Annotated in this window: 22 protein-coding genes; 7 read left to right on the top strand and 15 right to left on the bottom strand. The window is 41.8% G+C overall.

The genetic code is table 11. From position 1 onward, the window contains the following. Nucleotides 1-22: 22 nt before the first annotated feature. From ACU6U9_RS08680 to ectA, 3 genes are all read right to left on the bottom strand, one after another. On the bottom strand, nucleotides 23-427 hold the full coding sequence (locus ACU6U9_RS08680; RefSeq protein ID WP_446734638.1) for an ectoine synthase: 405 nt from the start codon (nucleotides 425-427) through the stop codon (nucleotides 23-25). 93 nt (nucleotides 428-520) lie between these two features. Next, complete coding sequence (gene ectB / locus ACU6U9_RS08675; protein WP_446734637.1) at nucleotides 521-1825, bottom strand: diaminobutyrate--2-oxoglutarate transaminase; 1305 nt, start codon at nucleotides 1823-1825, stop codon at nucleotides 521-523. A gap of 59 nt (nucleotides 1826-1884) precedes the next feature. After that, the gene (gene ectA, locus ACU6U9_RS08670) at nucleotides 1885-2388 is read right to left on the bottom strand and encodes a diaminobutyrate acetyltransferase (RefSeq protein WP_446734636.1); all 504 of its coding nucleotides are present in this window, start codon (nucleotides 2386-2388) and stop codon (nucleotides 1885-1887) included. A gap of 224 nt (nucleotides 2389-2612) precedes the next feature. Between ectA and ACU6U9_RS08665 the strand changes: the two genes are divergently transcribed. The 3 genes from ACU6U9_RS08665 to ACU6U9_RS08655 all read left to right on the top strand — a co-directional run bounded on the left by ACU6U9_RS08665 (nucleotide 2613) and on the right by ACU6U9_RS08655 (nucleotide 4244). Next, nucleotides 2613-3047 carry a chemotaxis protein CheW gene (locus tag ACU6U9_RS08665; protein WP_446734635.1) on the top strand — a complete coding sequence of 145 codons (435 nt, stop codon included), beginning with the start codon at nucleotides 2613-2615 and terminating at the stop codon, nucleotides 3045-3047. Further along, nucleotides 3040-3660, top strand: a complete 621-nt coding sequence (locus tag ACU6U9_RS08660; RefSeq protein WP_446734634.1) for a MarR family winged helix-turn-helix transcriptional regulator — start codon at nucleotides 3040-3042, stop codon at nucleotides 3658-3660. Before ACU6U9_RS08665 ends, ACU6U9_RS08660 begins: the two co-directional genes overlap by 8 nt. A 62-nt stretch (nucleotides 3661-3722) precedes the next feature. Further along, nucleotides 3723-4244 carry a MarR family winged helix-turn-helix transcriptional regulator gene (locus tag ACU6U9_RS08655; RefSeq protein ID WP_446734633.1) on the top strand — a complete coding sequence of 174 codons (522 nt, stop codon included), beginning with the start codon at nucleotides 3723-3725 and terminating at the stop codon, nucleotides 4242-4244. Between the two features lie 35 nt (nucleotides 4245-4279). On the opposite strand, the gene ACU6U9_RS08650 is transcribed toward ACU6U9_RS08655, so the two are convergent. The 4 genes from ACU6U9_RS08650 to ACU6U9_RS08635 all read right to left on the bottom strand — a co-directional run bounded on the left by ACU6U9_RS08650 (nucleotide 4280) and on the right by ACU6U9_RS08635 (nucleotide 9941). Further along, nucleotides 4280-5932, bottom strand: coding sequence for an alkaline phosphatase (locus ACU6U9_RS08650; protein WP_446734632.1), 1653 nt, complete (start codon nucleotides 5930-5932; stop codon nucleotides 4280-4282). A gap of 115 nt (nucleotides 5933-6047) precedes the next feature. After that, entirely contained in the window at nucleotides 6048-6530 is a 483-nt protein-coding gene (locus ACU6U9_RS08645) for an MgtC/SapB family protein (protein WP_446734631.1), read from the bottom strand. A gap of 6 nt (nucleotides 6531-6536) precedes the next feature. Then, a complete protein-coding gene (ptsP, locus tag ACU6U9_RS08640) occupies nucleotides 6537-8792 on the bottom strand; it encodes a phosphoenolpyruvate--protein phosphotransferase (protein ID WP_446734630.1) in 2256 nt (751 codons plus the stop codon). A gap of 69 nt (nucleotides 8793-8861) precedes the next feature. Then, nucleotides 8862-9941, bottom strand: coding sequence for a hypothetical protein (locus ACU6U9_RS08635; protein WP_446734629.1), 1080 nt, complete (start codon nucleotides 9939-9941; stop codon nucleotides 8862-8864). Between the two features lie 288 nt (nucleotides 9942-10229). On the opposite strand from ACU6U9_RS08635, the gene ACU6U9_RS08630 reads away from it, so the two are divergent. Next, nucleotides 10230-10571 carry a PBPRA1643 family SWIM/SEC-C metal-binding motif protein gene (locus ACU6U9_RS08630; protein WP_446734628.1) on the top strand — a complete coding sequence of 114 codons (342 nt, stop codon included), beginning with the start codon at nucleotides 10230-10232 and terminating at the stop codon, nucleotides 10569-10571. A 42-nt stretch (nucleotides 10572-10613) separates the two neighbouring features. Here ACU6U9_RS08630 and ACU6U9_RS08625 read toward each other — a convergent pair whose 3' ends face one another. Then, a complete protein-coding gene (locus ACU6U9_RS08625) occupies nucleotides 10614-11612 on the bottom strand; it encodes an AraC family transcriptional regulator ligand-binding domain-containing protein (protein WP_446734627.1) in 999 nt (332 codons plus the stop codon). 341 nt (nucleotides 11613-11953) lie between these two features. Between ACU6U9_RS08625 and ACU6U9_RS08620 the strand changes: the two genes are divergently transcribed. Together ACU6U9_RS08620 and ACU6U9_RS08615 are read left to right on the top strand one after the other, a co-directional pair. Continuing rightward, nucleotides 11954-12919, top strand: a complete 966-nt coding sequence (locus tag ACU6U9_RS08620; RefSeq protein ID WP_446734626.1) for a hypothetical protein — start codon at nucleotides 11954-11956, stop codon at nucleotides 12917-12919. A 161-nt stretch (nucleotides 12920-13080) separates the two neighbouring features. Then, the gene (locus ACU6U9_RS08615) at nucleotides 13081-13803 is read left to right on the top strand and encodes an SGNH/GDSL hydrolase family protein (protein WP_446734625.1); all 723 of its coding nucleotides are present in this window, start codon (nucleotides 13081-13083) and stop codon (nucleotides 13801-13803) included. 67 nt (nucleotides 13804-13870) lie between these two features. On the opposite strand, the gene ACU6U9_RS08610 is transcribed toward ACU6U9_RS08615, so the two are convergent. Beyond that, entirely contained in the window at nucleotides 13871-14245 is a 375-nt protein-coding gene (locus tag ACU6U9_RS08610) for a DUF4345 family protein (protein ID WP_446734624.1), read from the bottom strand. 90 nt (nucleotides 14246-14335) lie between these two features. On the opposite strand from ACU6U9_RS08610, the gene ACU6U9_RS08605 reads away from it, so the two are divergent. Continuing rightward, a complete protein-coding gene (locus ACU6U9_RS08605; RefSeq protein ID WP_446734623.1) occupies nucleotides 14336-18205 on the top strand; it encodes a response regulator in 3870 nt (1289 codons plus the stop codon). On the opposite strand, the gene ACU6U9_RS08600 is transcribed toward ACU6U9_RS08605, so the two are convergent. The 6 genes from ACU6U9_RS08600 to ACU6U9_RS08575 form a co-directional block, all read right to left on the bottom strand. After that, a complete protein-coding gene (locus ACU6U9_RS08600) occupies nucleotides 18199-18915 on the bottom strand; it encodes a hypothetical protein (RefSeq protein WP_446734622.1) in 717 nt (238 codons plus the stop codon). The genes ACU6U9_RS08605 and ACU6U9_RS08600 overlap by 7 nt on opposite strands. Then, nucleotides 18912-19451 (bottom strand): DUF2878 domain-containing protein, encoded by a 540-nt coding sequence (locus ACU6U9_RS08595; protein ID WP_446734621.1) that lies wholly within the window; start codon nucleotides 19449-19451, stop codon nucleotides 18912-18914. Before ACU6U9_RS08595 ends, ACU6U9_RS08600 begins: the two co-directional genes overlap by 4 nt. After that, a complete protein-coding gene (locus ACU6U9_RS08590; RefSeq protein ID WP_446734620.1) occupies nucleotides 19444-20238 on the bottom strand; it encodes an SDR family NAD(P)-dependent oxidoreductase in 795 nt (264 codons plus the stop codon). The genes ACU6U9_RS08595 and ACU6U9_RS08590 overlap by 8 nt, the downstream gene beginning before the upstream one ends. Before the next feature lie 217 nt (nucleotides 20239-20455). After that, nucleotides 20456-21721, bottom strand: a complete 1266-nt coding sequence (locus tag ACU6U9_RS08585) for a class I SAM-dependent methyltransferase (protein WP_446734619.1) — start codon at nucleotides 21719-21721, stop codon at nucleotides 20456-20458. A gap of 36 nt (nucleotides 21722-21757) precedes the next feature. Continuing rightward, a complete protein-coding gene (locus ACU6U9_RS08580; RefSeq protein ID WP_446734618.1) occupies nucleotides 21758-22597 on the bottom strand; it encodes a DUF1365 domain-containing protein in 840 nt (279 codons plus the stop codon). Further along, a complete protein-coding gene (locus tag ACU6U9_RS08575) occupies nucleotides 22594-23853 on the bottom strand; it encodes an NAD(P)/FAD-dependent oxidoreductase (RefSeq protein ID WP_446734617.1) in 1260 nt (419 codons plus the stop codon). The genes ACU6U9_RS08580 and ACU6U9_RS08575 overlap by 4 nt, the downstream gene beginning before the upstream one ends. Nucleotides 23854-23860: the final 7 nt, after the last annotated feature.

Below are 23860 nucleotides of genomic sequence, written 5' to 3'. Positions count from 1 at the left end.
TAAATTGAATGAACGAATCAAATTAGTCGGTGATGACGTCAGCTTGTAGCTCGTACGCACCATCTTTGTTATGTACTTCGTTACCAATAACAGGAGGGTTAAACACACACGCCATTTTCATTTCTGTTGTCGCGCGTAAAACATGTTTATCATGCTTATCTAGGATATAAATAGTTCCGGGTTTAATCGGGTAAACCTTACCATCGGCTAACGTTTCAACTTCACCTTCGCCAGACATACAAAACACAGACTCTAAATGGTTCTGGTAGTGCATTTGAAAATCAGCACCGGCATAAATAGTCGTAATGTGAAAAGAAAAACCCATATTGTCATCTTTTAACAACAGGCGCGTGCTGTCCCAGTTATTGCTTGGGTCAACCACTTTACGGTTTGTTTGCTCTGCTTCTTCTAATGTTCTTACAATCATAATAAAACCACTATTAATCTATAAAAATGTACATAATTTATTATGCATAGACTTTCATAAAAGAAAGCCTATGTCTGTTAACACGAGCCGATATTAGCTGGCCATTTCAACGTCGTCGAAGTAATCCTTATCTTCAGGAATGTCTTCTTTTGCACACACGGCTCTAATCGCCTCTTCAACGATATCAAGGCCTTGTTTCAAGTTCTCATCACTGATGATCAGTGGGCATAGGAATTTAACCACTTCATCATCTGCGCCACTGGTTTCAATGATTAAATTTTTCTTAAAGGCCGCACGGGTGATTAGGTTGGCAATTTCACCATTCACACAGCTAATGCCTCGGAACATACCACGACCACGAATCGTGAAGTTACCTTCACCGTATTTCTCGACAATGTCCTCTAAACGCTGGGCAATATAATCCCCTTTGCGCTTAATGTCTTTAGCGAATTTGTCATCGCTCCAAAAAGTATCAATAGCCGCTTTTGCCGTCACGAAGGCGAAGTTATTACCACGGAAAGTACCGTTATGCTCACCTGGCTTCCAAAGGTCTAATTCTGGGCTCATCAATACAACGGCAAATGGTAACCCATAACCGCTAAATGACTTAGAAAGGGTCACGATATCAGGCTTAATACCGGCGTCTTCAAAGCTAAAAAATGTCCCCGTACGGCCACAACCGGCTTGGATATCATCAACAATGAGCAATACATCGTGCTTACGGCATACTTTTTCTAGGTTTTGTAACCACTCAAAGCTAGCGGCGTTAATACCACCTTCCCCTTGAACGGTTTCAACAATCACCGCGGCAGGTAAATCAACACCACTGCTGGAATCTGACAAGACTTTATCCAGATAAAAGGTCGTGTCCAGTTCATCACCCATATAACCATCAAAAGGCAAACGAGACGAGCCACCCAAACTTACACCCGCCGCACCACGGTGATGGGAGTTACCGGTAGTCGCAAGTGAGCCCAAGCTCACACCATGGAAACCATTAGTGAAAGAGATAACATTCTCACGGCCTTTAATATTACGGGCTAGCTTAAGTGCGGCTTCAACCGCGTTGGTACCCGTTGGGCCAGTAAATTGAACCATGTAGTTCAAATCACGCGGCTTTAAGATTTTTTCATTGAAGGTCTCAAGGAACTCACCTTTCGCCTTGGTGTGTAAATCCAAACCGTGGCAAATACCGTCATCTTGAATATATTGAAGCAGCTTCTCTTTGAATACAGGGTGGTTATGGCCGTAGTTGAGCGTGCCAGCGCCAGCTAGGAAGTCAAGATACTGATTGCCGTCTTCATCGTATAAATACTCGCCTTGCGCTTTGTTGAATAAACGAGGGAATGCGCGGGCGTAAGATTGTACTTCTGATTCGATTTCGTCAAAAATTTTCATAATTCTTCCTTTCTATAAGAGAAATAATTAATAAGTTTAATAATGGGTAATGAATAAGATTAACTAAACGGCCCAATGCGGACGAGCATTTCGGTATCGTGCAAACCATTGAAGTGCTGTTGTTTTTCAAACATCACAGAACGGGTCAACTGCGTATTTAGCGTTTGTGCGGCGCGTTCAAATAACGCCCAAGACGCACCATTGGATTCTGTAATGGTGGTTTCAATAAATTTAACCTGCGCGCAATTCTCGCGCTGCAATATGTGCTGAATCATACGAGAGGCTAACCCTTGGCCTCGCGCCTTATCCGATACAGCCACTTGCCAGATAAACAATGTGTCGGGCTTGCCCGGCAAAATATAACCAGAAATAAAACCAACCAGTTGGCCTTTGCCATCATCACCATATAACACGGCCGCAACCGAGGTGTCGGCAAAGTGAGAGCACTGCAAGAGATTACAATAAGCAGAGTTGGTATCTAACGGCGGGCAGTTTTGCACCAATTCATACACTGACATGCCGTCTTCGGCTGTCGGTATCTGTAATTCAATGGCGAGCGACATAGATTTCTTTTCCTGTATTACCTTAAGGGCTCTATTATTTACTACTCTAAAGACTTTTTAAACCCCAAACGCCTAAATAAAGCAAATATGTTCACAAAACATACTAACAAACACACATAATTGGCAAATAATAGGCATTCATCTTGAATTTTCTTTAGTACTATAAATATAGTACACTAAATATTAATTGATATTTATCACTCAAAAGATGGTAATTTAATTCCATGAACGATGTATTAACCAAAGATCAATGGATTAGTTTCTATATAAATGATGCGGCTTACGCTCAGTCCATTACGACTTTGCGGGAAATCGTGCCCTATCGCCCACCAGCTTCCGTACCGGGTGCACCTCAAGAAGTTGAAGGGATCATGAATATTCGTGGTGATGTTGTCAGCGTCATTAATGGTCGCGACTTAATGAACGCCCCCAGCCATGAACCTGACGATAACAGCCGCATCCTCATCATTGAGAATGAGGGCAGTTTTATAGGCTTCAGCGTCGACCGCGTCAGCGAAATCATAGGGTTTAATAATGACCAAATTGAAGCGGGTCATGCGGAGCACAACTTAATCAAAGGCACGGTAAATTTAGCCAATGAGTTGTTTATCGTGATTGATTTAACACAATATCAAGACGCGCAAGGTAACTATGAATGAAGTAAGGGAATCACAGAAAACGTTGACCTCTGGCTCTTCTCATGAGAGTCAAGCAGGTCATTTAGAGCATAGAATTGAAGAGGTTCTGGTGGCGCTGCGGCGTGTAATCCGTGCCACGGACTTACACTCAAAGCATTTAGTCAAAACCACCGGCCTAACAGCGCCTCAAATATTAATATTGCAAGCCATACGCAATATTGGGCAGGTTACCATTGGTGAGATTGCCGCTGATGTCAGCCTATCTCAGGCCACTGTCACAACCATTTTGGATCGCTTAGAAAAACGTGGGCTGGTATATCGTGAGCGCTCACTAACTGATAAGCGTAAAGTACATACCCACCTAACCAAATTGGCAGACGAGATATTATTAAGCGCGCCCATTCCGTTACAAGATCAGTTAACGCGCCAATTTGGTGATTTGAAAGAATGGGAGCAAACCATGCTGATTTCATCTTTGCAGCGCGTCGCACAGATGATGGACGCCCATGAAATAGACGCCGCGCCGCTATTAGATGTGGGGGCGCTAGATCGCCTCAGTGATGCAGTCGATGATGACTTGTACCACTATGAATCTGACGAAATCCCCTTAAAGAGAAAGACCAGTAGCGCCTAACTCTGGCGAAATCAACAGGCCTCTATATAATAGCTCTTTTGCACATACGTAGAGACAAACCTTTGAACCAGATTGACCAAGTATTGGTTGCCTTACGCCGAGTGATTCGAGCCACCGATTTACACTCTAAGCATTTAGCGAAAACCACGGGACTCACGGCGCCGCAGATATTATTACTGCAAGCAATTCGTGATAACGATAATGTCACCATAGGCGAATTAGCCAATGACATTAGCCTAAGCCAAGCAACAGTGACCACTATTTTGGATCGCCTAGAAAAACGTAAACTGGTCTGCCGTGAGCGCTCGACAACCGATAAGCGTAAAGTGCATACGTATTTAACGGATCTAGGTATTGAGATCCTGAAAGATGCGCCCATGCCATTGCAAGATCACTTCACGCGTCAGTTTGGGGACTTACAAGAGTGGGAACAAACCATGATTATCTCGTCGTTGCAGCGCGTCGCTCAAATGATGGATGCTCAGCACATTGATGCCTCACCTGTATTAGATATTGGCACGCTTGACCGCCAAGGTAGCACTGCAGAAAAAATCGAAGCCTACGACAACAAGCCTCAACCATAATTCACCCACTGATGACTCTCAGTGGTCGTTATCGATTACCGCAATGCATTGCTGGCTTTTGCCGAAAGATTGCCAGCATGATTCATAATATGAAAAATAACACTCTGCTCATGCACACCCGTCACTAAGTGAGCACCCGGACCTTGTGCATAAATACCGACGTCTTCTCCCCCATGGGTTTCTGATTCAAGTCGCACGAGGGCTTCTTGATGAAAACCAGACGCTTGTGTATCAACTTCAGTTAAATCCTTTCGACCCGTGATCGCGCCTTTCTTATCACCGTAAACGCTATCACTGTCGGTTTTATTGGCATTATCACGATGACCCAAACCATTCATGTAACCCAAAGTCGTATACGGCAAATCATCATCGGCAAGCGCATAGTCAGATGAGCCAACGTTAATCACCTTACCTAGAATGGGATTGCCTCGCCTAGGGTAGCCCGCCATCGTAAACACGTGACTGTGATCCGCCGTCACGATAATTAGCGTTTCGGTATCACGGGTGGCATCCACTGCCGCCTGCACGGCATTGGATAATTCAATGGCATCGCTGAGTGCATTATAGGCATTACCTGCATGATGGCCGTGATCAATACGCCCCGCTTCAACGGTTAAGAAAAACCCTTTATCGTTTTTATCCAGTAGCTCAATAGCGGTTTTGGTCATTTCACTTAGGGAGGGCTCGCCTGCCACATCATCTTTACGATCAGCCTCATAACGCATATGGCTTTCATTGAACAAAGCAAAAACATGGGGCGTGCTTTGCACGTTTATCGCATCGAAGCCCGCTTGATCCATAACGTACTGGCCATCTGGGTATTGCTGTTGCCACTGTGCTATTAAATTACGACCATCAGTACGATCACCTTCAATGCCAGTGGTTTTTTCAGTTGAATTTTGTGAGGCGTCTTTTGCTAAGAAATGGCGACGCCCGCCACCCATCACAACTTCAAGACCGTCTACATCTAAACCGTCAAAACGGCTTTCTAAGTTACGCTCAAAGTACACCAGTTGCTCTGCGATATCTTTGCAACCCGCCTTCACGGCTAATGGCGGCATGTCCGATATATCTTCCCAATCACGGTTAGGACTTTTTGCATAGGTTGAGGCAGGGGTTGCATGGGTAATACGGGCCGTTGTAACAATGCCCGTGCTCATGCCGGCAATTTCAGCTAACTCTAATGCCGTTAATAACTCGTTACCTGCCATTGACGCGCAGTCGTTATAGACAACACCTTCGGCAACACCAATGACCCCAGCATCGGTTTTTACACCCGTCACCATTGCCGTCATTGTTCCGGCTGAATCCGGTGTTTGCGCATCAACATTATACGTTTTAGATAAACCTGAAAACGCAAAACGGCCAAAACTTAATTGATTTTCTTCACCTGTTTGACCACGTCGTTGCCCTTCTAAAATACGCGCGGCGGTCACGGTCGAGATCCCCATGCCATCACCCACAAATAAAATGATATTTTTGGCACTGCCTTTATTATTATTGATGGCCTGATGATGCTGAATAGCCGCGTCTATTTTATCTTGCCCACTCACAAACCAAACATTAGAAGACTGCTGATTGAGGTTGACCAAAGCATCAAGTTTGCCATCCGAGGAATCTTTTTTACTGCACGCAGTTATCAGCAATACAGAAAACATAACCGTAACAAAAGGAAAAAATGAGCGCATAAGCAAACCTTTGATAAGTCTTATTATGAGTAACGTGCCCGGGCACAATATACATAAATTAAATGAAGAGCATACACTATAAAAAAATAGTATACGAAAGCGAGATAAATAATATTTATTTACGTTTAGCTTTAAAGTTTTGAACCTTACTGTGCACTCCACGACTGAGCGTGCGTGTATTTTCTTCTAGTAAATCGACACCCCAAAGAATAAGCACCACCACAAACGATAATTTGATGGCTTCTAACAAATGATTGGTTGAGATCATAACGCCAATGGCCGCTAGCACCCATATGGTGGCTGCGGATGTCACCCCCACCACCGACCCGTCTTTCGCCAACATAACACCAGCGCCCAAAAAACCGATACCGGTAATCACTTGCCCAACCACACGAGAAGGGTCAACCACAGAGCCTTCTAATAAAAAAGCGGTGGATAAAAACAAGTACGTACCCAAAATAATTAACGCCGAGGTACGAATCCCCACGGGCTTACCTCTTAGCTGGCGCTCAAGGCCGATAATGGTGGCGCAAAAAATAGCACTCCCAATGGCTGGCCAACTATAAGGCTCTATAGAGAATAACGTTTCCCACTCCATATAAGGCTATGACTCCACGACCTGTTGGTTTCGCATGAATTCATGGAATCCAATTTGCTCTAAATGTTCATTGACCAGCGCACGTATCGCGTCATTACTTTCTAATGTGAGTGCCTGACGCAATAACTGCTGACTGTCTACTAGCGACATACTGCGAATTAAGTATTTAATTTTTGGCAACTTCGCAGCGCTCATGGATAAACGCTTGATCCCCATGCCCATCAACAGCACAAGCGCAATGGGATCTGCTGCCATCTCACCACATAAACTTAAGTTCAAATTATGGCTGCGCGCAAGATCTACAATCCGTTTTACTTCATGCAAAACCGCAGGGTGTACATGATCATAACGATCCGCCACTTGGGCATTATTACGATCAAGGGCCAGTAAGTACTGACTTAAATCGTTTGAACCGATAGAAATAAAGTCGATGTATTTCGCCCAAAATGGAATCTGAGAAATCGCCGCAGGCACTTCAATCATTACACCCACTTTAGGACGACTAACCGTCATGCCCTCTTCTGCCAGCTGAGCAAGGGCGTCCTCTAATAACTCTAAAAATGTGGTCACCTCAGACGTTGAAATCACCATGGGTAAGAGTATGTGTAAATTATCTTGACCACTGGCCGCACGAATCATCGCGCGCACTTGCGTCATTAGCAGTTGGATATTATCAAGCGTGAACCGAATTCCGCGCCAGCCAAGTGCCGGATTTTCTTCATGGTGAATAGGAAAATAAGGCAGCTGTTTATCACCCCCAATATCGAGTGTGCGCATATACACCGGTTTATTTTCGTACGCGTGCAATACACGTTCATATACTTGAACTTGTTCGTCTTCGTTAGGAAAACTATCGCGCACCATGAACGGGATTTCAGTGCGGTATAAACCCACACCTTCTGCACCGCTTTTTAAACCCGGTGTAATATCAGCTAACAAACCCGTATTGGTAAAAAGCTCAAACGTATGGCCGTCTGTTGTTTGAGCAGGTACATCTTTTAATAACGATAATTGTTTTTTTAAGCTTTTTTCTTTTTGAACTAATTTTTTAAATTCATCCGCGACAACATCACTCGGGTACAAAATAATTTGCCCTTCGTTGCCATCTACAATAACGCGATCGTCATTGGCTAAGCCTTTTAAAATACCAATGCCCATCACCGCAGGAATACCCATGGCATTAGCCAATACGGATGTATGAGAAAGACTTGAGCCTTCAAAACACACAATACCCGCTAACTTATTCACAGGCACCGCTGCAATATCCGATACACTGACTTGTATACCCACTAACACAACCGGGCCATCAATCAGGCTAACGTCAATACCTTTTGCGCCGCGCCATGAGTTATATAACTTGTTACCCAAATGTAAAATGTCTTCGGCTCGTGCACGAAAATACGCATCGTCCATCGCATGAAAAATTTCAGAGTAATGATTAATGGCAAGTTTTAACGCGTAAGGCAGCCAATGGCCCAGCCGAATCTCTTGAATAACTTTATCGATTAACGCTTGGTCTGCCAGTAGCATTTTATAGGCATCAAAAATCGCCGAAACGGAATCGGGCATATCAGACCCCAATGCTACTTGCTCATTTTTAATATCGTGCTTAACCGTCTCTAATAATTGATGCAAACTTTCAATGGTCGCGTCAATATCTTTGCATTCAGCATCAGGAACCGTATTCAATTCACCGCTTAGACATAGCCGAACATTACCAATACCAATACCTGGCGCGCCCTTGATGCCCATATAGCGATCATTCTGATCTTCAATTTTAGATTCCATTGGAATATCAGAAACAATCAAGGCTAACTGTGACGCCAAGGCGACTAAAAAACCTTCACTTTCTTTATCAAGCAGTTCAGCTTGACGGCTTTGTACAACCAGCACCCCGATGACCTTACCAAACAGAACTAACGGCACACCGCAAAAGCTAACGAATTTTTCTTCTTGGGTTTGAGGCAAGTAAAAATAGTAATCATGGGCCGCTGCTTCTTTAACATTCACAGGGTGGCGGCTTTTTGCGACCAACCCCACGAGGCCTTTACCATGGGGAATCATCACCGAACTTTTATAGCTCAATCCATGACTGGCAAGTAACACCATATTTTGATCAGAATTGGCTCGATACAAACTGCACACATCCGATTGAATAACATCACTGATGGAATCCACAATTAATCTCACCTGCTGAGCCGGTGATTCAGCAAGGGCCACCTGCTGAACAATACGTGTTAATTGTAAGATGGTGTTATTCATAACGATCTCAAAAAAGTAAACGACACTTGCCAAAACTAAGCTGGCAAGTGTAGCAGTTTTTAACGTATTTTATTGACCAAGCTCGCACAACGAACTTAACAGCGCCAGAAATGCCGCGACTGAAGGCTTAGGCGCCGTTTCAGACAAAGTATGGTAGCCCGATGTTGGTATCTGTAATGTGGTACCGTCAACCAAACCATTTGATGCCGAAATAATTCGCCCTAATTCAGTGGACCCCATAGAGTGTGGCGACTCACCTTTTGCAACCAGTTCTTTGTTTAACTTTTCGACGTAAGCATCTTTAAATAAATAACTAATCCCCAATTGCTCACATGTATTTTCTAGTTTTTTAGTCAACGCTTCATTGAACGGTGCATTAGCATCTTGGTGACGCAACACTAAATGCTGGGCACTGGCTGCTTCGATATCTGGAAACGGACTCGTATCCACCACAATTAGCTGGTTGGTCGAACCACCAAAGCGACGGAACCATTCCAATAAATAACGCCAGCTTTTACCAGCCTCTTCTTGAGCCGTAAAAAATGCGGTGCCTTGAAAGCCACGTTCGAACAAATACACCAATGCTGCCGCCGTCAATACATTATCTAACTGACCTGCAATAGTGTTGGGTTGTATTTTTAATTTATCACTAAAAGCGACAGGGGTACCCGCAACCAGGTGCTCTAACCCGTCAAGTTCGAAGATCAGATTATTACGATATTCACAAATATAGGCATTCACAATATCGCCACGGCCACGGTAAGCACCAGACCATGGCTCATACGCGTATACCGATTCATTTTGAAAGCGGTATACAATTTTTTTCATCAGCAGTTCGGCCACTGAATTACCAAGCAAATCAGATCGAGCACCTGAGACAAACGCCGCGTATTGAAATTCATTAGGGCCAGTACACATCAAGCCATGGCGATCTATGTGGGCTGAAAACATCAAGCTATCGGGGTCATTACCTTGGGCCACTAACAAGCCTTCATACCACGTCACTTTAGCGCCACGTTCTTCTAATTCACGCTGTAACACTCGAAAGAAAGAATGCTCGGCCCCCACCACACTTGGGTTTCGTAACAGCGATGACAATAGGTCGAGAAAGCCATCGGGAATGTCGTTGTCAGTAAAAGGATTCGTCATTAACGTGTCCATTAAAATATGAATGACATGGCAATCCGCCATAATGCGCTAGATATCACTGTTCAAGGGGTTTGACAACAAAAATCGGCCCATTGTGATCATGGTAATCAGTATGCCTATTACCAGTTTAGTCGATTACACCGCTCATGCCCCTAAAGCGCATTTCAGCGAACAAGTTAGGATATTTCACGCTAAATACACTACAATGGTGGCCGTTTATTAATGGGCTTTCGCCCTACTCATATTTAGGCCTCTGTCGATGCGGGCCTGCTACTTTAATGGTGATCCATGTCCAAATTCTTCTACAAAGGCAAATCAATGAAAAAGCCGGTTAATAATAGCCCCGGCTTTGAGATCAATAAAACCGTTCGTCTGGGTACCGATAAAGCACCTGCGAACATCAGCGTACAAACAGAAGAGCGTAAATTAGAACTGGTCAGTGTGTTTGAGCAAAATGGCTGGGCCAGCATTATTACTGTGACACCCGACGTAGAAGAAGATATTCGAGACCTGGATATTCTACTGGGCAAACAAGAAGCCGCCAGTGCCGTTAGCCAAAAACAGGCTAGCCGTAATGAGCCATGCCCATGTGGTAGTGGTAAAAAATACAAAAAATGCTGCGCCGCTTAAAATAGTACAATTAAAGTCAGCTAGCGTTAGCTGGCTTTGACTTTAAGCCAATAACTCGGCTCTGACACTGCCATACACTTTAGGGTTAACCCCAAAGTTGGCTTTAAAAAACTTACGAAAACTCGCCTGCGACTGAAACCCCAAACAAGCGGCTACATCCTCTAAACTATAATCTCGCTGATACAAACACACCTTCACTAATTCTCGCCTAACGACTTGACACATTAAAGAATAAGAACTGCCCTCTGAGCTTAATCGCTTTTGTAATCCTCGCGGTGAAATATTAAGTGCATTCGCTAAATGCTGCCCATTAAAGCTGGCGGGGAAATCTCGCATTAATTGGCTCAATGTTCGATATTTAAAATTTTGTTGACGCTTAACCTGCTGCCAAACCTCATTGGCTTTTGTTAGATACACATCGTGCAAACACTCATTTGCACTCAATAACGATAATGGCTCGATCTTACGATCAAATACTATCATCGATAAGGGTGCATCAAACTCAACTTCACAATTAAACAGAGTTTGGTATTCATTGGCATAACTCGGTCTAGGGTAATCAAAATACAGTTTTATCGGCTTAATTGGCTCATCAACTAAATCTAATAATATATTTAAGCAAAAACTATAAAACGTTTCGCTACAAAATCGCTTGTGTGCAGAACCAATGGATTGCTCATAGGGAAAACACAAGGCAATCGAAATTTGTTTTTCATTTTTATACAGTAATGGGAACGGTTTCAAATTTAAACGCGGATAAAATTCAACCAATGTATTTAAACCATCTATTACGTTTTTAGACGTGGCGATTAATCGTGAAAAATCACATGCATTTATTGGCTTAACATGGCGACCGAACTCAAGTCCTATACTCGAACTTGGGCACTGTTCATATGCACTTATTATTAAGCGATGAAAGTTTCTGACTGAATCAAAATCAGAGTGCTTATCATTATCAAGTTTTAAGCTTGGAATTTTTTTAATCGTTGGGTCTTTACTCATGACTTCGAGTAAGAGACGAAAATAAATATCACTAAACATGAGACTGACTCAACACTTGATATTTCAAAGAGAATTATATTTTTATTATTATTCGTCTATTTTTGCCATTAAACATTATTTGGCATGTATAGACGTAGCCGCCAAGAACATCAACCGCAATACTAAATATGGATGCTTTTAACCATATTTCCTAGGTCAAAATAAGACGAAGTAATGAAATACGAACAAACAGACTTTTTTGTTCGCAATCGGTTCGCAAAACACGCTCACTTCAACTTATTATAAAAGTTAAATAATAAAGAGATATCCCATGATCAAACTTTCACACCTTGGTATTTTTTCTGGTTTAATTTCTGTCGGCGTTGTTTTTTGTCATTGACATGCAAGCAACACTCATAGTTGACCCCAGCAATAAAAAGGCGCTGCATTCAGACAGTGGGCCTCTCGCACCCGCTCCACTTACACCAAGCACACAACAATACAGCGATGAAAACGCATTTATTCTCGCCATGGTAAAAGGATTGACCGAACAGCATCGTCATGAAATTCATATGCCCGCTATTCAAATGAGCATGCAAGACTTTCGTGACTTTGTTTTCGAACAATACCCGCACAATGGAGCATCGATTTTCAAAACCATTATGCAGCGTGCATTTCCTGATCATGCTGTTGAAATTATGGCTCTTATCGCAGGACTCGATATGTATGAAAAATGGTATGCCGATAACTTACTTACCTTGAATGACCTCGACCCTCTGACTAAAAATGGAACAATCTGGCAAAAGCGCCATGAAATATTTGGTGATCTTGCCGAAGAAATTTGGCAAACAGAAATTCAAAGCCAAGAGCACAAGCGACAAACGGTTCAACAAACATTAGACACCCTCAATAACGCCACCGATATCTCAATGCAAGAAAGCCTTTATGTTTTACAAAATACACTTAACGAGCTTTATCCTGATGAGCAAGAAAATTACACTCTGAATAAAGGCGTTATTTCCAGTGTGTACTTTCAATTAGAAAGTGTACAAAAAAGCCTTGCTGGCATGACGCTACAAGAAAGACAATCCGCCATATCCCAAAGCAGAAAGCAACTCGGTTTCTCTAAACAAGACATAGAACAATTAGCCATTGAAGATACAAAAAAAGAGCAACGCTGGAAAAATGGCTATCAATATATGTCTGCACATGACCAGCTAAGTCAAAATTACTCAGGAGAAATATTAAACACTAAACTGACAGAATTAAGAGATCAGTATTTTAAAAACGAAGCCGATACGATTACAGCAGAAGAAGACTCTGGGTTTTATAGGTACAACCGGCCAAGACTTTATGGCAGCAACTAAAACAACTGTGCCACCATATTTTCCTAAACAGTAAAAAACACAGTGCAAATCATGAAAAGCGAACGCTTACTAAAAGTTGTTCGCTTTTAAATCTTGGCAGAAAACATTCTACTCCTACACTTACTCTGTCTATTTAGACAAATAATAAGGAGAAGCTAAAAATGACAATGCTAAAAAATTGGGTGAACACTGCTAAGGCCCTAGTAGGTTCATTTATTATGTTATCGCTCATTGCATGCGGTAGCGGCAGTTATGTAGAAAACGCAGACCGTAATGAAGTCATCACATTAGGTGATTCTATCTTTGATTTATCGGGTGATATACAACGCATTCTTGAAGACAAAGCCGGCCAGACATTTCGTGACTACACATTAAGTGGCGCTGAGTTATCCGGTGGTATCATTGCAAATTCAGTTGAGCGTCAATACAGTGATGCAAAATCCACCGATGGTAATATCGAAACGATTGTAATGAATGGTGGTGGTAACGATATTTTAATTCCGGCCATTATTTTAGACCCTTATGGTTGCCGCACTCATTGGTGGCGCTGGAGCATAAGCCGTAATTGTAAGAACCTAATCAACGACCAATACGTTAACTTGGTTAACTTGCTAAACCAAATGAATAGCGATGGTGTGGATAACATTATTTACCTTGGATACTATGAACTACCACGTGGCAACTCAAACTTAACCAGTGCACTTAACTTAGGTGATGATAAGTTAGATCAAGCATGTCGCAATACAACCGCGAATTGCACGTTCTTAGATCCTCGCGGCATGGTTCCAGCACGTGATGTATTAGGTGATAACATTCACCCAACTGCCAATGCTTCACTGACCCTTAGTAATTTAATTTGGCCAGAATTACAGCCTTTACTTTAACTGGCTGGTTTTCATAAAAAAGGCCCGTTGAGCGATCAACTGGCCTTTTTTGTGCGCGCGCGTCTAATCAAACTAGATTTGTTTGATACTTCTTAAATGCATAGGTCAATGCTAATGCGATACAGACCTCAAGCACCATTAATACCCACATCAAAGAGTTAGGCTCATACAAGGCCAACCCTATTCCACGGCTAGTGGCCAACACCCATGAAAAAACCAAACTGAAATAGAGACCACCTAATAACAACTTAGGCTGTAATGAGGTCACGATCATTGCAATCCCTAACCCCAACTGTAGTCCACCATACACACTAAAATATTCAACTTGCGCCGCAGGGTTTAAAAGGCCAAACCCCAAGCTACTGGCTGACAGATCCAGACGAAAAATGCACCAAAGTGCCGACACAATGTACAGCGCACCAATTGCTCTAAGTGTTTTCATACACCCTCCTGTTTTTGGTGCTTACGCCTTAAACCCTCAATTGGCTCACAACCGGACATAATCATCTACACTTATAGAAATAGACAGGATGTGCACTCTAAAACAGCTATGACAGCAAAAGACAGTCACACTCATGGCCTTCCCTCTCATAAAACGATGTTAGGCGTTAATAGCTTAAGAGCGCTCTTTTGGCGCTATCACTTTTGGCTAATCACAGTGCTAGCATCCAGTGTGATTCTCGCCTGCGCTTGGTTCGTTGATAACAACAACAATGAAGCCCACCTCCAAAAAGTCCGTGCAGATGTGCAAAACCAACTCAGTACCATTCGCGCTCGGCTTGAAGGTACCTTAAATAGTAATATACAAGCGGTGAACGGCTTGGTATCAGCCATAAGCATTGAGCCAAATATGTCGCAAAAACGGTTTGCGATGTTTGCAAAACCACTCATTGAGCGTGACAACCAACTTAGAAACATTGGCGGCGCACCTGGCATGGTGATTAGCCTGATGTACCCCATTGAAGGCAATGAAAAAGCCATAGGCCTAAATTACCTAGAAAATGTAAAACAACGCCAAGGCGCAATTATGGCCCGTGATACCGGCCAATTAGTCTTAGCTGGTCCGGTTAAACTATTACAAGGGGGGCAGGGTTTTATTGGCAGGATCCCTGTGTATAGCGAAAACATAGAAACGGGGGAACGTCGATTTTGGGGGCTTATCTCAGCCGTCATTGATGCCGATGAACTTTACAGCGTCAGCGGTTTATTTGATGATGATTTGTCGCTCGATTTAGCCATATTTGGCCATGACAAACGATTTTCTAATGGCACCACTTTCTATGGCAATGATGGCATATTTTCCAAATACCCTGTGCTTGCCTTTATCGAACTCCCATTTGGTAATTGGCAGTTAGCCGCCATACCTAAAAATGGCTGGCCAAGCGTTGCCGATAACGTATGGCAATTCAGATTGATTATCACTCTAATATCATTGTTAATATTAGCCCCTTTGTTAATACTAACGTGGTTAGGCACGCATCATCGCGAGCAGCAGTTACGTTTAAAAGCATTATTTGAATTATCACCACTGGGCATCGCTCTTAATGACTTTAAAACCGGTAAATATATTAATGTTAATAAACGTCTCGCTGAGGATACCGGTTACACACTTAACGAACTTGAAAGCCTCAGTTATTGGGACTTAACCCCTAAAAAATATAAAAAAGAAGAGGCAAAACAATTAGAAAGTTTAATTAATACTGGTGCATACGGCCCCTATGAAAAAGAATACATCAACAAACAAGGTATTGCCTACCCAGTTTTGCTCAATGGTATCTTAATCAAGGACAGTCAAGGTCGGAAATTAATTTGGTCTTACATCCAAAACATTTCATTGCAAAAGCAAGCCGAGAATAAATTACAAGAAAACAACAAGCAACTTGAACTGATCATTAATAGCACTCAAGTGGGAATTTGGGACTGGCAAATACAAACTGGCGTTCTAACCGTGAACGAACGTTGGGCAAGTATCATCGGCTACACCATTGCAGAACTTGGAGACATTAGTATCGAAACATGGTTAACCCATGCCCATGCCGATGACCTTGAAGATTCTGGTAATAAGCTTCAAGCACACTGGGATAATGAAACTGAATACTACACATTTGAAGGCCGAATGAATCATAAAGCGGGCCATGACATATGGATTTTAGACACAGGTAAAGTCATTGAATGGGATGAATATGGCAAACCAAAACGCATGGTCGGCACACATCTTGATATTACCGAAAAGAAATTAGCCGAACAAAATCTTGCAAAAACAAATGAATCGCTTGAATCACAAATTCGTCTTGTTAAAACCATCGCCAGTGCACAACGTGACTTTATTAAAAATTCAGATTACAACGCTGCATTTAAAAACTTAATAAAAAACATTAATTTACTCACCGATAGCGAACTTTCATTTATCGGAAATGTATATTATGAAAACGGCAAATCCACTATCAAGGTAATTGCATTCAATGGCATTGACGAAAATAGTATAGACGCTGAACTCAAAATTAAATTTGAACGTGATGGGGTTACTTTCTCTAGATCTGACAATCTTTTCGTAGAATCCGCAAACAGCCAAGTACCTCTATTTTTGAACAACGCAGAATTGCACGTTGAGTCATCTTTGATTCCTGACAATCACCCGAAATTAAAAAATTATATCGCCATCCCTATTATTCAAAAAGGCACATGCCTTGGCATGATTGGACTGGCCAATCGAGAAATGGGGTTCGATATTAACCTTGTAAACTGGTTATCACCCTTAACTAACACCGTTGGTCAGTTAATTGAACGAGTCGAAACGATAAGAGAAAAAGAGAAATCAGAATTAGCATTAATTGATGCAAAAAATGAAGCCGAATCAGCTGGCAAGGCAAAAACAGAGTTTTTAGCCACCATGAGTCATGAAATTCGTACCCCCATGAATGGTGTGCTTGGGATGTTAACATTGCTACAGAAAAGCAAACTAACACCAGAACAAATTAAAAAAGTTGATATCGCCAAAATAAGTGCAGAATCATTATTGTCGATCATAAATGATGTTTTGGACTTTACAAAAATCGAATCAGGAAAACTCGAATTAGAATCGGTCAGTTTTAATATAAGAAATTTGGTTGATGAAGTTTGCCAGTCTATGGCCCTACGGATCCAAGAGAAAAATATTGATCTAGTGATTGATTCAAGCGGCTTAACACAAGATCATATTACATCCGACCCTGTTAGAATTCGACAAGTATTAACCAATCTTATTGGCAATGCGGGGAAATTCACCTCTCAAGGTGAAATAATAGTTAAAAGCCAATTACTAGAAAAAGACAATACGACTGTTTTACAGTGCGAAATCATTGATAGCGGCATAGGCATACCCGATCAGCATATAAAAAAACTATTCATCAGTTTTTCTCAAGTTGATGCCAGTACTACACGTAAATTTGGCGGCACCGGCTTGGGGCTAAGCATTTGCAAGCGAATATGCGAATTAATGGAGGGAACGATATCTGTCACAAGCAAGGAAAATATTGGCAGTTGCTTTAGTTTTCAAATACCGATTGAAAAACCTAAAATCGATCAACCATCAGCGATACCCAGCAACATATCTAAGCTAAATATTTTAATTGTTCATTCCAATGAGAAATCTGTACAGGCCATTATTAATCAATTACAACAGTGGGGAAATACTCCACATTTTTGCCACGGCGGTGCTAAGGCTCAACATATTATTGCTCAACAAGAATTTGATTTGATTTTTATTGATAACACACTCAATGACATGACCGGCATAGAATTGGGAACGTATATTCATACTAACCACCCTGTTTCAAATGCTCGCTTAGTATTAATGACAACCGTCAATCACACACCCTACGATGAAGACATGCGCAAAGCAGGGTTTAATATTCATTTCTCTAAACCTGTCACAGCCCAAGATTTATTTCTTTGTCTTGATTTCTCTGTCGCACAGACGCCTATCAATAATGCGCAAGCAACGCAGGCCAACACCCTCTTATCATTACCAGAAAATGCACGAATACTATTAGTAGAAGATATTCCATTTAATCAAGAAGTCGCGATCATGTTGCTCGCTGAAATGGGAGTGACTGCGGATGTGGCCAACAACGGTGAAGAAGGCGTAGAAAAAGTAAAAACAGCACTAAAACAAAACAAAGCATATGATGCCATTTTAATGGACTGTCAAATGCCCGTAATGGATGGCTACGATGCAACACGGGCGATCCGCCAGTTAGAAGAAACCTCTAACCATAAAGTTCATATCATTGCCATGACCGCAAATGCAATGAGTTCCGATCAAGAAAAATGTTTGGCCGCAGGAATGGATGACTACCTTACAAAACCTATAGACGAAGATCGTTTATTAAAGACACTACTTAAGTGGTTAACCGTTCAATAATGATATTCAATTCGAGCCACGTAATAATCCCCTGTCGGTTTCCCTTTTTTGATTTCTTCAATATTCGTTAAGCCTTCATATACCAAAATACGTTTTGTGGACTTATCATAAGTTAACTTGATTGGGTCAACTAAGAGACGCAACAAAAAATTACTAGGTGCCAACGAAAACGTTATCGTGCTATCGCCCTGAGAAACGGGTGTTAGAGAAAAATCAATTAGTTGCGCTCTAGTGGGTGCCAGAAATTCAAAGTCTAATTCCTTATTATCAAGTAAGGTATCCCAATGCTGAATAAGCATTTGATCAAATCCTGCATCCACCACCATCATAGGCACTTGCTCAATCACCGCATTAGCGGCATCTGATTCACTCTGGTAGCGAACTTTTATGCCATCTGCTTGCTTTGTCACTTCTACCAACGTGCCCACACGGGAATCTTCAAAATAGACTAACGGTGTCATTAGGTTATGTGTGAAGTCCAATGATTTTTTTGCAAAAACCTGATCTTGCGCATCAACATAGACCACAGATGTTGCCTCATATTGATTCTGCTTATTTAAAAATACATCGTGGCGCTCGGTATAAAGCACCGCTTTGGATTCCACATCATAAGCCACGCCTTCAAATGAAAACCTATTGGTTATTTCTTGTGACGTTGCGCAAATTGATGCCGACATAAAAAAAATAACGCTAAACAGAATAATTTTCATTTGATGCTCATTTTGTGTGCGCAATTGTTAAATAACATTTTATTAGATCCGATAATGACAAACCCGATTACAGTCCATTGAAACACTGCTACTGGCAAAAAACGATGATTAATCTCAATTCGGTCTGGGTTTAATTGAGAACCGGCATAGTAACTAAGCGGGCCTAATGCTCCTAACATCAGCACCATCAACCAAGGGAAATCGAACAACCAATTTAATGAGCGCTTTAGCGTCAATGCAAATGCAAGCCATAACAATACTAGCCACGCTGGAATTAACACTTCATAGCTAGCAATCGCGGGCTGTAATTGATAAATGTCTAGATTCATTAATATTGAATCGGTTAAAACACCCAAAAATACAACAACAGCACATAACATACCCAGTGCTTTTCTATTGTTAGACACAGCAACTGAATGTAAAAGCAAACACAGCAACAAACTAGCCCCTAACATTAACGGCCCCATAACCAGTGCAAACCACGTGCACTGAAATAGCAGAATGTTAATGATTAAATGCATTTTATCTTTAGCCATGAGTATTTACCCATGCTTTGGCTTTCTCCACATCATGTCGAGATGCCTTAGCCACTAACGGCAAGCGTATCCAGTCTGGCAATAATGCCAGTAGTTTTAAGCAATAGGTAAAACGCTTCGGAAAGTGAATATCAAATGTCCCACCAGACAATCCTTTATCAATACGCTGTGCAGCGTCTTGCGCACTGAGCAGAAATGGCATTGGGAAATCATTTTTATCGGTTAATGGCGTTTTGACAAAACCTGGGCTCACGACTCGCACATCAATTCCTTCATGTACAAGATCCGCGCGAAGTGTTTCAGCAAAATAACGCACAGCCGCTTTTGATGCGCCATATGCGCCCGCCCTTGGTAAGGCCTGATAGGTAACACTACTAGCAACAAAAACCAGCTGAGGCGATTTAGAAGGCGCACGTGATCGTGTAGCTCGCAACAAAGGCAATACCGCATCAACTACATTGACTGCACCAAAAAAATTAGTTTCAAGCACACGTCGAATTTTATCGCGCTCTATTTTGTATGAATCAATATACTCACAAGTACCTGCATTAATAATGACTTTATCTAACTCACCACTAACACGCTGAATGCGGTCAACCGCGTATTCTAGGCTCTTGTCATCTGTTACATCTACGGCCAAAGGCAGTAAATTAAGCTGACCATCGCTTAAGGAATCTAGCTCTGTTTGATTGCGCGCACTGAACCAAACACTGTGCCCTTGCTCTGCATAGCGCTGAGCCACCGCGAGACCGATTCCGCTTGATGCACCAATCACCCAAATATTCATTTTAACCTCCGTCATGTCACTAACAATACGTGGGGCTTACAGGAATAGATCATTCAGACCAAATAATAGATGATGCTGACGAGTCTGATTTTATTGTTATTGCGCTCTTTAAGATAAGTATGAAATAAAAGCTATTTTGTTATATCCGTTAGCGATCATTTATTGCGGTCCATCATTTTATTAACGATATAAAAAAAGTGGCTAAGCCACTTTTTTATTATACATTGAGTATTTTTTCATCTCGACAAATGGGTTTAGCAAAAACCAAGTGCGATACCCCGATGGCTCGCTCAGCGAATCCCGCTTCACAATAACTCAGATAAAAACGCCACATACGTTTAAAGTCTTCACTATAGCCTTGCTCGGTAATGGTTTTTTCTGCTTGATTAAATGCCACATGCCACGCCTTTAAGGTGCGCGAGTAATGCTGGGCATAATCTTGCAGTTGCACCAATCGTAAATCGCTTGAGCGTTTGGTGGAATCTAGCATTGCCGCAATCGAGGGAATACAACTGCCAGGGAATATATAACGCTGAATAAAATCCACATCATTTTTAGCTTGCTCATAACGCTGATCTTCAATGGTAATTGCCTGCACTAACATGACACCATTTGGTTTTAACAACGATGCACACTTATCAAAAAAGGTATCAAAGAACTTCCAGCCCACGGCTTCTATCATCTCGATGGATACCAGTTTATCAAACTGCCCTTCTAGATTACGATAATCTTCTTTAAGCAGTGTGATTTTATCTTCTAGGCCTTCTGCTTTAACTTGTTGCTCAGCGTACAAGTATTGCTGTTCAGAAATGGTCGTGGTCGTCACTTTACAGCCATAATTCTTAGCGGCATAAACAGCAAAGCTTCCCCAACCGGTACCAATTTCAACCACATGGTCTTGCGCAGTTAAATTTAATTTGTCGCATATGGTTTTTAATTTATTAAGCGATGCTTGCTCCATCGTTGAGTCGTCACTGGGAAAGATGCCGGACGAATACATCATGGTCGGATCTAAAAATAATTTAAAGAAATCATTTCCCAGGTCATAGTGAGCTGCAATATTACGGCGCGAGCCCTTTTCAGTGTTTTGATTTAAAAAATGAAACATTTTTAAAAATGGCTTTGATACCTTAGCAAGACCGCCTTCTAAGCCATTTAATATATCCATATTACGGACCATGACACGCATCAAACGCGTTAAATCCGACGTGGTCCAATCCCCTGTCATATACGCTTCTGCCGCGCCAATACTGCCACCTGTCATAATATCGCTGTATGCATGAGCATCGACAATGATTAGCTCTGCGTAAAGATCGTGGCCAGGTTCTAATGCTTCACCAAAACGGGTTATATCATCATTATCTTTAATAACAATACAGCCTGTATGCAGTTTTTCTAACTGCTTTAATACTAGGTTTTTCGCAATTTGGGTAAGCATAGCGGGACGTACTTTTTTAACTGAAGTACTGGCAACTGAATTCATTATCACTCCGTTTCGGGACGTCGCCCGTCATCTTCATTATTTATTATGGCTAGCAGGTTTTACAATAGAATCTGGGTGGTCATAAAAAGGGGCTTTCTTAAGCCACAATTTCAGCGCCTGCCAATATATTCCCAGCACTATTTTTACGGTCATAAGGGGATATTGGATTAAACTTTTCGAAAAATAGGGCTGCCATGATTTTTTCTCTAGCATCAGTGTGGCATCAAAATGTTTATCTACGCCCTGTGCTTGCTGCTGAGTATTGTCCATGTGGATATGCAGCGTTTCAACTGGCGCTGAAACCACCCAGTTATATTGCATGTTCATAGGGTTAAAAGGGGACACATGAAATTGCTTATCGAAGTGAAAAACATGATGACGATCACCTTTCGCTTCATATTGTCGATCACCTGTATCCTCGCCCACTAGCAATACATAAGCATGACGCTCACCCCAAGGCGTATTGGTTATTTCAGCCATGATGGCGAGTAAGTTTTCATTTTCATCAAAGCAATAATAAAAACTGACTGGGTTAAACACTAAATTAAAGTAACGCACATGAGTTAACAATCGTACATGCTTGATTGCAGGAGTGGTCTTTTCATGCTCTAAAGCGTAGCGATTGATGTTGTCGATGACCGCTTGTTTTAAATTCGGGTTATCCGCATGGAAATAATCTTTTCGCTTAAAGCGGGCTAAATTAAACCAGCTAAACCCAGCAAACCATTTTTCATTAAATAGCGTTTCTAATTCATCTAAGTCTAGATACAACATAAACATGTCATAGGAGAATTCATTTTTTATTGGCATGAAACGGCGGTGTCGTACCTGACCTTGGTATACACAACTGTGCAATGAACGTTCTTGCACACTCATAAAGTGATTCCGAACTGTTTCACCACTCTCAATGCGCTGTTAACACCGTCTTCATGAAAACCATTAAACCAATATGCACCACAAAAATGGCTTCGGTTATGGCCACTTATTTCGTTATGACGCTGCTGTGCGTGAATACCATCTAGGGTAAACACCGGGTGTGCATAACTGTATTGAGCCAAAATTTTACTTGGGTCAATTTCTTGTGCGCGGTTCAATGTGACTAACACCGTCTCAGGTGCATCGGTGAAGTTTTGAAGCATGTTCATATTATAGGTCAGCATTGCGGTGTCGCTTTTACGCTGTGGAATATGATAATTCCAACTGGCCCATGCTAACTTACGCTTAGGCATCATGCTATCATCCGTGTGCAAGATCACATCATTCTTTTGAAATGGCAGTGCACCTAAAATATCACTTTCAAGCTGAGTAGGCGCATCTAGCATTTTTAATGCTTGATCGCTGTGACAAGAGAAAACAACTTGATCAAATTCAAAACGTTGCTCATGGCTATGTAAAATCACACCATCGTTGTTGCGCTCTACTTGTGTGATCGGTGTATTCAAATGTATGCGATCTTTATAAGGCTGCGTAATCGGTTCGATATAAGACTGTGAGCCACCCGAGATCACGCGCCATTGTGGGCGCTCATCAACACTTAACATGCCATGATTATTAAAAAACTGTAAAAAGAATTTAAGTGGGAAGTCCATCATCACGTCTTCTGATGCAGACCATATTGCAGCCCCCATTGGCACAATGTAATGATTAACAAACGATTTTGAATAGCCATGCAGAGCAACAAATTCTCCTAAGGTTTGCTGATCATCGATTTCGTTATTAGCAAGAGCGGCGACAGTTTGTTTATTAAAACGTAAGATGTCTTTTACCATGCGAATGAAAGACGGTCTGAATAAATTACGGCGCTGTGCAAACAAGCTATTCAGGCTCGTACCATTGTATTCAATACCCGTGTTTTCATCGCGGACACTAAAGCTCATATCTGACGCTTCACTTGCCACACCTAGCTGGTCCATGAGCTTGATAAAATTTGGATAAGTCCAATCATTGAACACAATAAACCCTGTATTCACAGGATAAATTTTACCTCCCAGTTCTATGGGTTTTGTGTGTGTATGGCCACCTAAATAATCATTCGCTTCGAACAATGTCACTTCATGCTCGCGGCTTAATAAATGCGCCGATGTTAAACCCGCAATACCAGAGCCAATAACCGCTATTTTTTGTTTATTCACAGCTTTC

It is taken from the genome of Pseudomonas sp. HK3 (genome assembly GCF_052920985.1).
This window is presented reverse-complemented; position numbering and strand designations above follow the sequence as displayed.